Here is a 12197-nt window from a genome sequence, read left to right as displayed (position 1 = left end):
GAGCATGGCTCGACTCTACAAAGGCAGGTTCAACGAACCTCGAACGGCTGCTCCTGCCACTGCTCCACGCTGCCGTCGCGGCCATGCAGGCGCAGGCCCATCCAGTGCCGCCCCGGTGACAGCGTGGTCGTGTCCAGCGTGGCATCGAAGCCTACCGCCGGATGCTGCGGATCAGTGCTGTCCGGCCAGGTCTGGCGAACATCGAAGACACGGCCATAGCGTGCGTCGCCGATCGAGCGTCCATCAACCAGCACCTCGACACCTGCCAGGCCGACGCCGTCCTTGAAGGCCCATCCGCGGATGGCGAGCGTGCCGGACACTTTCTCGCCATTGGCAGGGGCATCCAGCCAGGCCATCGCCGGGGTCACGCATGCCCCGGGCGCACGCTGCGGCGGCAGCCGGAACAGCAGGAACCGCTGGAATCCATGGTCACTGCTGACCACCCGCGGCGCAGGCAAGGGCCCCACCTGCTCGCAGATGGCGTGATAGCGCGCCAGCAGATCACGGTAGCGCTGATCGCTGGGCGACAGCACCAGCAGCGTCGGCGCCGAACGTGTGCCCGCGTGCAGCAATTGCCACTGCACCAGCTGCGCGGTTCGTCCGTGCTTGTCATTGAGCGGGTGCGGCAGCACTTCGATGTCACCATCGCCCAGCTGGAAGCCCAGCTCGGCCCCCACCTTGAAGTTGCCGGCCAGCACGCGCGTACCCGCCGGCATCTGCTGCAGCTCTTCGCGCACGGCGGCGGCCAGCGGCTGCCAGCCTGCGAAATTCCGCGGGTAGTACTTGCTGCCCGCCATCTGCTCTCGCAGCGATGGCGTGGAGGCCATCAGGTAATAGCCAAAGGCCAGCACCATGCCCGCGCCCGCCAGCCACCAACCGGTGCGGCGCAACCAGCGCGGCCAGCCATTGAGCACCACCGGCACCGCCACCAGCAGCGCCAGGTACCCGGGCAACGGCCAATGGAAACTGATGCGTTCGACGTCGGTGAAGAAGCCCAGCAGGAAAATACCCAGCGTGGACACGCCGCCCACCAGGCCGAAGTAACGCCATTGCACGCGCGTGCCGCCACCGCTGCGGGTACCGGCCAGCGCCACCTTCCACATCGCCATGCACAGGATCGGAGTGACCAGCATCGGCTGGATCACCAGGAACCACAGCCCGTCCCATTCGAAGGCCCACGGATGGCGCTCGACCACCTGGAACTTCAGGCCTGCATCATGGTTGTCGGCATTCCACGCCAGCAGCGGCAGCCAGGCCAATACACCCACGGCCAACGCAACCCATACGCGCGGATCGGCGAGCATGCGCCGGCCCTTTGGCAGCGCCAGCAGGGCAATGAAGCCGACACCGATGACCCCGATGAAGCGATAGTGGCTGAGGGCACCGATCATCAGGCCCAGCGCCAGCTTCATCGCCGAAGAGGCATCCACGTTGTGCAGCAGGCGTGCACCGGCATGCAGGCAGATCACCGCCGCCAGTGCCATCGGCACATCCGGCACCGCCAGCAGGCCCAGCGTCGCCGACAGCGGCATCAACAGCGTGAGGCTGCCCGCCTGCCAGCCCGCCACGTTGCCGAACCAGCGCGTGGCCGTGCGCACCACCAGCAATGGCAGCAGTGCACCAATGGCCAGGAACGGCAGTCGCAACGCCAGCACATGATGGCCGCCGATTTCCACCCCCAGCCGCGCCAGCCATGCGGTCAGCCCGGGCAGATCGGAATAGGCCGCAGCCAGATGCTGCCCTTCCTGCCAATAGAACGCCTCGTCGACGAACAATGGCAGGCGCGCAGCCACCACCAGCTTGGCCGCTGTGACCAGCGTCCACAACCAGAGAAAAATCGCCCGCGCGCGCTGTTCGCCTTGCATTGCTCTATGGATAATCAAGTGGAATTCAGAACTGAGACGATCATGCCAGCTTCGTCCCCCAATCCCAGCATGCTAACCGATCAATTGCGTCAGGCCCTGCGGGAAGCACAGGATCAGGTGAACGCACTGGTGCTTGGCAAGGTGCCGGAAGTCAGGCTGGCGTTTGTCGCCCTGCTTTCCGGCGGTCACCTGCTCATCGAAGATCTGCCCGGACTGGGCAAGACCACATTGGCACATGCACTGGCCAGCAGCCTCGGCCTCACCTTCCAGCGCGTGCAGTTCACCTCCGACCTGTTGCCGGCCGATGTGCTGGGCGTGTCGGTGTACGAGGCCGGCAGCCGTCAGTTCCAGTTTCACGCCGGACCGGTGTTCACCCATGTACTGCTGGCCGACGAGATCAACCGCGCGCCACCGCGCACACAGAGCGCGCTGCTGGAGGCCATGGCCGAACAGCAGGTCACCCTGGATGGGCAGACCCATCCGCTGCCCGATCCCTTCTTCGTGATCGCCACGCAGAACCCGGTGGACCTGTCCGGCACGTTCCCGCTGCCGGATTCGCAGCTGGATCGATTCCTGCTGCGCCTGGCGATGGGCTACCCCAACGCCCAGGCGGAGCGCGAGCTGCTGCGCGGAACCGATCGTCGTGACCTGATCGCACGCGCCGTGCCGAAGCTGGATGACACACAGGTCCGCGCGCTGCGTGAGGCGGTCGGTGCGATTCATGCCAGTGATGCGCTGGTCGACTATGTGCAGGCCTTGCTGACCCGCAGCCGCCAGCACGCGGGCGTACGGGTGGGTTTGTCACCGCGTGCCGGCCTGGCGCTGCTGCGCGCGGCCAAGGCGCATGCGCTGCTGCTGGGCCGCAGCCATGTGGTGCCCGAGGATGTGCAGACGCTGTTCGTGGCGGTGGCCGGGCATCGCCTGGTGGCCGAGGCAGAGTCCAGTTCGGGACCGGCACTGGCGCGGGCGATCCTGCAGACCGTCGCGGTGGACTGAAGGTGACCACACGCTGGGCTCGACTACGGCTGCTGGCACGTCCGCGCCGGCCCGAATCGCTGCCGCAGCGGCTCGACCGCCATCGCATCTATGTGCTGCCTACCCGCTTCGGAGTGTTCGTTGCCACCCTGCTGGCCGCGATGCTGCTGGGTGCGTTGAACTACAACAACAACCCGGCCCTGCTGCTGGCCCTGCTGCTGGCCGCCGCGGCAATCGCCAGTGCCATCGCCGCGCACCTGCAGCTCTCCGGTGTGCAGGTGGATGCGATCTCGGCCGAACCGGTTGCAGCGGGGCAGCCACTGCGCCTGCGCGTGGACCTGTCGCTGCGTGATCCGCGTGCGCGGCATGGGCTGCACCTGCAACTGGGTGACAGCGAAGCCTGGACCTCGCTGCCGGCACAGGGGCGTGGCGAGGTCGAGCTGGAGGTCCCCAGCGAGCGCCGCGGATGGCTGGAACTGCCACGCATCCGCCTGTCCACCACCCAGCCACTGGGGTTGGTGCGGGCCTGGTCGTGGGTGTGGCCGGAACAGCCACTGCTGGTCTATCCGTTGGCCGAGGCGCTTGCCCCGGCGTTGCCGGAGAGCGGCAACGATCCACTGCACACGCGTGCCCATGCCAGTGGCGAAGAACTGCACCAGCTGCGCCCCTATCGCGCGGGCGACGCGCCACGCAGCATTTCATGGAAGCACTCCGCGCGCCGCGACAGCCTGCTGGTGCGCGAGTATGAAAAGCCGATCGGCATCGAAGTGATTCTCGACTGGCGCACACTGGCGCCGCTGGGGCACGAAGCCCGCATCGCGCGATTGGCGCGCTGGGTCGATGTGGCCGAGCGCGAAGGCCGGCGCTACACCCTGCTGCTGCCGGCACATCCTGCGATCGGCCCTGGCCAGGGAGCGGGCCACCACCACCTGTGCCTGCGCACGCTGGCGTTGCTGCCGCATGGCTGAGACCTCTGCCCTGATCGATCGCACTGCCCGCAGCTGGACCCTGGCCAGCGCGGCGCTGGCGCTGTTGCCGTTGCTGCTGCAGCTGCCGCCGCTGTTGGCCGGGGTGATCGCAGCCACAGCGGTGGTGACCGCGATCCTGTCATGGCGGAAGGTGCTGCCGATGCCGGTGCGCCTGCTGCTGGTGCTCGGCATGCTCGCCGCCATCGTCTGGCAGATGGGCATGGTGCGCCCCGGGCGCGATACCGGTTGCGCTCTGCTGGCCGCGATGCTGGCGATCAAGTCCAGCGAGCTGCGCAGCCTTCGCGATGCCCGCAGCCTGCTCGGCTTCGCGCTGTTCTCCCCGTTTGCGGCGTTCCTGCTCGACCAGGGCCCGCTGACAACCGTGCTGGCGGCGCTGGCAGGCATCAGCGCGCTGCTCGCCCTGCAACGCCTGGCCCAGGATGAAGGCCATGCAGGCCGAGTGCCGTTGTTCGGGCAGCTGCGCGGCGTGGGTCGCCTGCTGGCAATCGGGCTGCCGCTGGCCCTGGCCTGCTTCTGGCTGTTCCCGCGCCTGGCGACGCCACTGTGGGGGGTGCCCGAGCGCGCCGTCGGCACCCCGGGGCTGTCCGACAGCATGGAACCGGGCCAGTGGCTGGACCTGATGGCCGACGACACGCCCGCACTGCGGGTGCAGTTCTTCGGTGCCGTACCCGAAGCCGCGCAACGCTATTGGCGTGGGCCGGTGCTGACCGCGTTCGATGGACGACGCTGGATGCGCGACCCCGCCAGCGCGCGACGGACGCCCGCGGTGGTCGAGGCTGGCACGCAACGCTGGGACTACCAGATCGATTACGAGCCGACCGACCGTCGCCAGCTGGTCGCGCTGGATCTGCCGGGCCAGGCGCCCGCCGGCAGCACGCTGGATGCGGACATGAGCCTGAGCAGTGACCGGGCGCTGGCCTCGCTCAGCCGCTGGCGGCTGCAATCGGCGCCACCACGGCGCTTCGACAGCACCTTGTCGCCGTATCTGCGGCGCGCGGCACTGCAGTTGCCTGATGGCTTCAATCCACGCACCGCCACCCTGGCACGCCAATGGCGGCATGACGCAGGCAACGATGACGCGGCCATCGTCCGTCGCGCGCTGCAATGGATCACCACCGATTTTTCCTACACGCTGGAAACGCCCCAGGCCGGGCGCGACCCGGTCGACGAGTTCCTGTTCGGCTACAAGGCCGGCTTCTGCGAGCACTTCAGTTCCGCCTTCGTGGTGCTGATGCGCAATGCCGGCATTCCGGCACGGGTGGTCACCGGATTCGCCGGCGGCACCCGCAATCGCCTTGGCGATTACTGGGTCGTGCGACGGATGGATGCCCATGCGTGGGCCGAGGTGTGGCTGCCGCAGCGCGGCTGGGTGCGGGTCGATCCCACCGCTGCGGTGGCGCCCGAACGCATCCTCGATACCCTCGACGACCGCCTCCAGGCTGGCACCGACAACCCGATGCAGCAGCGCTTGCTGGAACTGGGGCAGATGGGCGACTGGCTGCGCCGCGGGTGGAACGATCTGGTGTTGTCCTTCGACGCACGCCGCCAGCAGCAGCTGCTCAAGCCGTTCGGGCTGGACGAGCTGGGCCCCGGTCAGCTGGCCGCCGGCTTCGTGATCGCCGCGTTGCTGGCCTTGGCCTGGATGGCCTGGCTGCTGGCCCGCGGCGAACGCGAACGTGATCCGCTGCTGCGCGCCTGGCACCGGCTGGGGCGACGCTATGCACGCCTCGGCCTGGCCCGGGAGCCGCATGAAACCGCGCGGGACTGGGCGCATCGGGTACACGCCCAGCGGCCCGACCCTGCCCTCCTCACACTCAGCCAGCGTTTCGCCGACGCGCGTTACGCTGGAACTTGCACCGACCTCGCTTCATTATTGCGGGACCTGCGCAGGCATCGCCCGACTTCCGGAGCCTCCCCATGAACACCAAGTTCCTCCTCACCGCTGTGGCCACGCTGGCCCTGTCGGCCTGCGCCACGGCTCCCAAGCCGCTGCAGGGACAGTTCAGCCTGGTCTCTCCCCGCGACTCGGTCGCCACCCAGCAGGTCGGCACGCCGGTCCGTTGGGGCGGTCGCATCATCGAAACCAAGCCTGGCCAGGGCGAGACCTGCTTCCAGATGATCTCGCGCCCGCTCAACGCCAGTGGCCGCCCGAACACCACCTCGTCCGACGCCAGCGACGGCCGCTTCATCGCCTGCCGCGCCGGCTTCTACGACCCGGCCGTGTTTGAAGCCGGCCGCGACGTGACCTTCATCGGCAAGATCGACGGTTACCAGAACACCCGCATCGGCGACTACGACTATCGCCTGCCGAAGCTGTCGGCCGACGTGATCTACCTGTGGCCGGAACAGCGCCAGGTCGATGTGGTGCCCTACCCCTATGGTCCGTGGGGCCCGGGTCCGTATGGCCCGTACTGGGGCGGCTACGGCCGTTGGGGCTGGTGGTGATCGCCAGCCGGCATGCATGACGGAAAAGGCCGCCCTCGGGCGGCCTTTTTTTTCCACGCAGGGCGTGGACAGGGGATTCAGCGCCCGGGCGAACCGAAATGGCCCAGCGGCCCACCGGCCAGCAGATGCATGTGGATGTGGAACACGGTCTGCCCGGCATGCTCGCGGCAGTTCATCACGATGCGGTAGCCGTCCTGCGCAAAACCTTCACGGCGCGCGTACTCGGCCGCGGCCAGTGCCAGCTTGCCGATCAGGTGCGCCTGCGACGGCTGCAGGTCGTCCAGGGTCGGGATGATCTCGTTCTTCGGAATGAACAGCACATGCACCGGCGCCTGCGGTGCGATGTCCTTGAAGCCCAGCACCTCGTCATCCTCGTAGACGATGGTGGCCGGGATCTCGCGACGGATGATCTTGCTGAAGAGGGTTTCGGTGCTCATGGTCGGCCTCGGCGGGGATGTCTCCCGCATTGTAGGCCGGCCGCGCTGGAGCGTGCCCCGCGCGTGCTCAATCGCGGAATTCGCTGCGCGTTCCGAACGCGTGCGAGAGCGTGCCGCGGTCGACATACTCAAGTTCGCCGCCGAGCGGCAGCCCTTGCGCCAGGCGGCTGGGCTGCACCTTGCGCGCGCGCGCCAGCTGCGCCAGGTAGTGCGCGGTGGCCTCTCCCTCGACAGTCGCGCTGGTGGCAATGATCAACTCCTGCACCTCACCTTCGGCCAGGCGGTTCTCCAGCTGCTCCAGCCCCAGTTCGCGCGGGCCGATGCCATCGAGCGGCGACAACCGGCCCTGCAGCACGAAGTAGACCCCGCGGAACCCCGTTGCGTTCTCGATGGCCAAGCGGTCGGCCGGCGATTCGACCACGCACAGCTGGCTGCGTTCGCGGCTGCTGTTGGCACAGGTCGGGCACAGCTCGGATTCGCTGAAGTCGCGGCACTGCACGCAGTGGCCGATGCGCTCCACCGCCAGCGCCAGGGTCTCGGCCAGGCGCTGGCCACCTTCGCGCTCTCGCTCGAGCAGATGGTAGGCCATGCGCTGCGCGGTCTTCTGGCCCACGCCAGGCAGCACCCGCAGTGCGTCGATCAATTGTTCAAGCAGGGGTGCGGACACGGCGACAGGCTTTGTAGAGTCGAGCGAGCTCGACGGCTATGTGTAGAGTCGAGCTTGCTCGACTGAAGCGCCCGGTGGCGTCGAGCAAGCTCGACTCTACGCGGTCGATGGCACCCGACAACCGGGTGCCATATCAAGCATCAGAACGGCAGCTTCATGCCCGGCGGCAGCTGCATGCCCGCAGTGGCCGAACCCATCTTCGACTTCGACTCGGCATCGATCTTGTTCGACGCGTCGTTGAAGGCGGCCGCGATCAGGTCTTCCAGCATTTCCGGGTCGCTGGCCAGCGACGGGTCGATGCGCACCTTGCGGCACTCCTTGGCGCCGGTCAGGGTCACGCTGACCATGCCGCCACCGGCACTGCCGGTCACTTCGATCTTGGCGATTTCTTCCTGGGCCTTCTGCAGGTTCTCCTGCATCTTCTGGGCCTGCTGCATCAGTTGGGCGATGTTTCCGCGCATGGTGTCTTACTCGTCAAAAGTACGGATGGAATCGGAAACAACCCGCGCGCCGTGCTGCTGGATCAGCACCTGCACTTCCGGGTCGTCCATGAAAACGGCCTCTGCCACCTGCTGCCGCTCGCCACGCTGGCGGTCGGCCCGCTGGTGCAGGGTTTCGGCCGGAACGTGTTCGGTTTCCACGGTCTCGACCACGATCTTCGGCGCCTGGCCAAGGGCCTTCTGCAGCATCTCGCCCAGGGCAGCCAGCGCGCGTTCGGAGCGCAGGTATTCAAATCCGGGCGAAAGGCCCAGTTTCAAGGTCCCGTGCTGGCAACTGATGAACGCCGCGTTGGCCGCCAGCTGCCGCGAGGGGCCGCTGAGGCCGCTGTTGGCGACCAGATCCAGCCAGTCCTCGGCGCTGGCCAGTTCGCTGACACCTTCCAGCGGCACGGCATCATGCCCTGCAGCCGGATCAGCCGGCGCAATGGCGATGCCTTCGGTGCGGAACGGGCGCTCCCGCTCGACAGGTTCCGCATCAGCAGGTACTGCCACCGGGCTCGGCGGTTCCTGCCAGGGCGCCACCATGGCCGCGTCCGGGCTGGCCATCTCGACCGCCAGCGCCTCGTCGCGCGCCTCGGTCTCATCGGTAGCCCACGGCGGCAGGTCGTCGCCCGCTGCTGGCTCAGCCGGCGGCATCTGCGCTTCCACCTCGGCCTTCATCGGCGGCGGCTGCACGGGCTCTTCCACCGGCACCGGCTCGGATTCCGGTGTCGGGTCCGGCTTCGGTTGCGGGGCCGGCTCAGGTTCGGGATCGGGTTCGCGCGGTGCGGCCTGCATTGGGGCAGCCACCTGTGCCGTCGCGGCCGGGCCTGCCGAAGCGGCGGCAGCGGCCGGCGTCGCCTCGTGGGTCCCGGCGCTGCTGCCACCACCGGCAACGTTGCCTCCTGCTGCACCTTCCACCGACTTCGGTACTGGCGGTACCGCGGCGGCCGGACGGAACGCCAGCATGCGCAGCACCGCCATCTCGAAGCCGGCACGCGGGCTCGGCGCCAGCGGCAGGTCACGACGACCGTTCAAGGCCATCTGGTACCAGAGCTGCACCACTTCCGGGCGCAGGCGCTCGGCAAAGGCGGTGGCATCCAGGCCTTCGGCAACGGCCGCACCCGGCACCAGCTGCTGCACCTGGATACGGTGCAGGCCTTCGGCCAGCGCTTCCAGCACGCCACTCCAGTCCGGCGAGAACTCGGCCAGCGCCGCCACCACCTGCAACAGGCGCGGGCCATCGCCCTCGGCCAGCGCATCCAGCATCGCCGCCACCTGGGTACGGTCGACGGTGCCCAGCATGGTGCGCACCACATCCTCGCGCAGCGCGCCGCCGGCATAGGCGATCGCCTGGTCCAGCAGCGACAGGCCGTCGCGCAGGCTGCCGTCAGCGGCCTTGGCCAGCTGCACGATCGCGCTGTCGTCGGCCTCGATGTCTTCCGCCGCCAGGATGCGGGTCATCTGGCCCTGGATCTGATCCTCGTCCAGGCGCTTGAGATTGAACTGCAGGCAGCGGCTGAGCACGGTCACCGGCAGCTTCTGCGGATCGGTGGTGGCCAGCAGGAACTTCACGTGTTCCGGCGGCTCTTCCAGCGTCTTCAGCAGCGCGTTGAACGCCGCCTTGGACAGCATGTGCACTTCGTCGATCAGGTAGACCTTGAACTTGCCGCGCGACGGCATGTACTGCGCGTTCTCGATCACCTCGCGCACGTCATCCACGCCGGTGTTGGACGCGGCGTCGATCTCCAGCAGGTCGATGTAACGGCCGGCGTCGATGTCCAGGCAGGCCGCGCACTGGCCACACGGGTCGGCGCTGGTGCCCTGCTCGCAGTTCAGCGACTTGGCGAAGATGCGCGCGATGGTGGTCTTGCCCACGCCACGCGTACCGGTGAACAGGAACGCATGGTGGACCCGGCCACTGTCCAGCGCATTGCTGAGCGCGCGGACCACGTGTTCCTGGCCCACCAGCTCGGCAAAACGCTTCGGACGCCACTTGCGGGCAAGGACGAGATAGGACATCAGGCCACCGTCTTCCATCGGATGTTCCATTGTGCCATGCCTGTCCAGCCCCCTCGCCCCCGGCACGCCCTTCGCCGGTTCCTGACCAGGGTGCTTGTGAAGTGCCGCGCGGCCCGCTAGAATCTGCGCCCCTGCTGAGGCGTTTGCCGATCGCAGGGATCCGGAGAGGTGTCCGAGTGGTTGAAGGAGCACGCCTGGAAAGTGTGTAAGCGTCTAAACCGCGCTTCGGGGGTTCGAATCCCCCTCTCTCCGCCAGATAACTGAAAAGGGCTGCCCGAAAGGGCAGCCCTTTTCAGTTATCTGGCGCGGGATGCGAAGTGCGCTGCGCGCGCTTCGCCCCAAACGTTGCTGCGCAACCTTTGGGCCCCTCCCTTTGCCTGCCTCTCCCCGCCCCTGTCGGGGCAGCCCCTCAACAGAGGGGCTTGTTCCTCCAGATGCGTGACATGCACCGGCGGAGGCACGGCGATACCCGCCACGGCTGTCCCGAGGCGCCACGCGAAGTTCACTGCGTGGATACCCTCTCGCTCCACCCATCAGTAGATCCACGCCATGCGTGGATGCGCTTGATCGCCTTCCGCACACCATCCAGCGCCCCCCAAACAAAACTGAACGAAACCTGAAAATTCGCTATCGTAGGCGCCTTCATCCCATGCCGCCCCATCGCCCATGAGCTCGACCGACACCGCTCACGCCGCCTGCGAGAACTGCGACACCGCCCTGCATGGCCACTACTGCCATCGCTGCGGGCAATCGGCGCACAACCCGCTCAAGCATGTCGGCCACGCCATCGAGGAAGTGTTCGAATCCTTCTGGCACCTGGACGGGCGCATCTTCCGCACGCTGCGCGACCTCTGGGTGCCCGGCCGCATCGCGCTGAACTACCTCAAGGGCCGCAGGGTGGGATACGTACAGCCCCTGCGGCTGTTCGTCATCCTCACGCTGTTCACCTTCTTCGTCGGCAAGCTGTTCGTACACGTCGACGATTTCGGTGTGGGCGGCGGGCGCGACTCGGTGTACGCCAAGGCCACCACCGTGGAACAGGTCGAAGCCGCACGCGCACAACAGCTGGCGCTGATCGACCAGCAGCAGGCCAGCTCCCCCGCCACCGGCAACGCCGGCTTCGCCATGGCGAAAGCCGCAGTGAACGCCGCCGCCACACAGCGCAGGGCAGAGCTCGAGGGCACCCGCACCGTCGCTACTGCTGAAACCACCACGGGCGGATACGGCACCTTCTTCGATCACTCCGTCAACGGCAAACCCTGGGATGCGGACAGCAATCCCATCGTCCTCGATGGTTGGCCGCAGTTCGCCAACCGATGGCTCAACAAGCGCCTGCAGAACGGCAACGCCAACATCAAGCGCATGGGCGGCAAGGCCGACCTCTACATGCAGGCGATCCTCACTGCGCTGCCCGGTGCGTTGTTCTTCCTGATGCCGGTGTTCGCACTGGTACTGCGCATCGCCTACCTCCGTCGACCGATGGGTTATCTCGAGCACCTGGTGGTCGCCCTCTACAGCCACTGCTGGCTGATGATGGTGCTGCTGGCAACGTTCCTCGTCGCCGGCATCGGCAACGCCTTCGCATCGCCGGCGATCGCCACGCTCAGCCAATGGCTGTATGCCCTGCTGTGGCTGGCGGTTCCGGTGTACCTGCTGTGGATGCAGCAGCGCGTGTATGGCGGCAACAAGGCGTTCACCGTGCTGCGCTACCTCGCCATCGGCGGCGTGTACCTGTTCCTGGTGACCTTCGTGGTGATGTACGCGGCACTGGCGGGCATTTCGGCCTGAGGGAGAACACGGACGGCGTGTCACTCGTGAATCCGCGCGTGGCATGGATCTACCGTTGATCGTCTATCGTGGGCACATGAAACTCCGCCTCTACCGCCCCACGGATGCCAGCGCCTGCCTGTCGATCTTCGACAGCAACGTGCCCATGTACTTCGCCGCCGAAGAGCGCGGCGATTTCGAACGCTTCCTGCTCGTGCAGGCGGTGGACTGCGCCTTCCAGGTCATCGAGCGCGATGGCACCATCGTGGCCTGTGGCGGCCTGTCGCGCCGTGGCGATGGCAGCGCCGGTTTCTGCTGGGGCATGGTCGAGCGCGCGCTGCACCGGCAGGGCATCGGCCGCGAACTGACGCTGGCACGCCTGCGCCAGGCCGAAGCGGATTCGTCAGTCACGCACATCACGCTCAGCACCAGCCAGCACACGCAAGGATTCTATGCCGGCCTCGGCTTCCACGTGACACGGGTGGTGCCCAATGGTCACGGCGCCGGAATCGACGCCGTGGAGATGGAGCGGAGGGTATAGCCCTCCGCCC

At 67.4% G+C, this 12197-nt stretch carries 11 protein-coding genes and 1 tRNA gene; 7 read left to right on the top strand and 5 right to left on the bottom strand.

Features of this window, described 5'->3' with window-relative positions; translation table 11 throughout:
* Positions 1-29: 29 nt before the first annotated feature.
* Positions 30-1865 carry a glycosyltransferase family 39 protein gene (locus N440_RS02330; protein ID WP_133933947.1) on the bottom strand — a complete coding sequence of 612 codons (1836 nt, stop codon included), beginning with the start codon at positions 1863-1865 and terminating at the stop codon, positions 30-32.
* 42 nt (positions 1866-1907) lie between these two features.
* Between N440_RS02330 and N440_RS02325 the strand changes: the two genes are divergently transcribed.
* The 4 genes from N440_RS02325 to N440_RS02310 are packed head-to-tail and all read left to right on the top strand — an operon-like array spanning position 1908 to position 6274.
* Positions 1908-2861, top strand: a complete 954-nt coding sequence (locus N440_RS02325) for an AAA family ATPase (RefSeq protein WP_049457627.1) — start codon at positions 1908-1910, stop codon at positions 2859-2861.
* A gap of 2 nt (positions 2862-2863) precedes the next feature.
* The gene (locus tag N440_RS02320) at positions 2864-3808 is read left to right on the top strand and encodes a DUF58 domain-containing protein (protein ID WP_004154635.1); all 945 of its coding nucleotides are present in this window, start codon (positions 2864-2866) and stop codon (positions 3806-3808) included.
* Positions 3801-5750, top strand: coding sequence for a DUF3488 and transglutaminase-like domain-containing protein (locus N440_RS02315; protein ID WP_133933946.1), 1950 nt, complete (start codon positions 3801-3803; stop codon positions 5748-5750). The genes N440_RS02320 and N440_RS02315 overlap by 8 nt, the downstream gene beginning before the upstream one ends.
* Positions 5747-6274 (top strand): Slp family lipoprotein, encoded by a 528-nt coding sequence (locus tag N440_RS02310; protein ID WP_008265847.1) that lies wholly within the window; start codon positions 5747-5749, stop codon positions 6272-6274. The genes N440_RS02315 and N440_RS02310 overlap by 4 nt, the downstream gene beginning before the upstream one ends.
* 77 nt (positions 6275-6351) lie before the next feature.
* Here N440_RS02310 and N440_RS02305 read toward each other — a convergent pair whose 3' ends face one another.
* From N440_RS02305 to dnaX, 4 genes are all read right to left on the bottom strand, one after another.
* A complete protein-coding gene (locus N440_RS02305) occupies positions 6352-6711 on the bottom strand; it encodes a histidine triad nucleotide-binding protein (RefSeq protein WP_133933945.1) in 360 nt (119 codons plus the stop codon).
* Between the two features lie 67 nt (positions 6712-6778).
* On the bottom strand, positions 6779-7378 hold the full coding sequence (gene recR, locus N440_RS02300; protein WP_133933944.1) for a recombination mediator RecR: 600 nt from the start codon (positions 7376-7378) through the stop codon (positions 6779-6781).
* Between the two features lie 140 nt (positions 7379-7518).
* Entirely contained in the window at positions 7519-7839 is a 321-nt protein-coding gene (locus tag N440_RS02295; RefSeq protein WP_004154630.1) for a YbaB/EbfC family nucleoid-associated protein, read from the bottom strand.
* A gap of 6 nt (positions 7840-7845) precedes the next feature.
* Complete coding sequence (dnaX, locus tag N440_RS02290) at positions 7846-9897, bottom strand: DNA polymerase III subunit gamma/tau (RefSeq protein ID WP_133935958.1); 2052 nt, start codon at positions 9895-9897, stop codon at positions 7846-7848.
* Positions 9898-10041: 144 nt separating this feature from the next.
* Between dnaX and N440_RS02285 the strand changes: the two genes are divergently transcribed.
* The 3 genes from N440_RS02285 to N440_RS02275 all read left to right on the top strand — a co-directional run bounded on the left by N440_RS02285 (position 10042) and on the right by N440_RS02275 (position 12187).
* Positions 10042-10134, top strand: a tRNA-Ser gene (locus N440_RS02285).
* A 411-nt stretch (positions 10135-10545) separates the two neighbouring features.
* The gene (locus N440_RS02280) at positions 10546-11667 is read left to right on the top strand and encodes a DUF3667 domain-containing protein (RefSeq protein WP_133933943.1); all 1122 of its coding nucleotides are present in this window, start codon (positions 10546-10548) and stop codon (positions 11665-11667) included.
* Between the two features lie 76 nt (positions 11668-11743).
* Positions 11744-12187 carry a GNAT family N-acetyltransferase gene (locus N440_RS02275; protein WP_133933942.1) on the top strand — a complete coding sequence of 148 codons (444 nt, stop codon included), beginning with the start codon at positions 11744-11746 and terminating at the stop codon, positions 12185-12187.
* Positions 12188-12197 lie beyond the last annotated feature (10 nt).

It is taken from the genome of Stenotrophomonas sp. CC22-02 (assembly GCF_004365115.1).
GTDB lineage: Bacteria > Pseudomonadota > Gammaproteobacteria > Xanthomonadales > Xanthomonadaceae > Stenotrophomonas > Stenotrophomonas forensis.
Note: the sequence above shows the minus strand (reverse complement) of the source record. Positions and strands in the feature narration are given on the sequence as shown.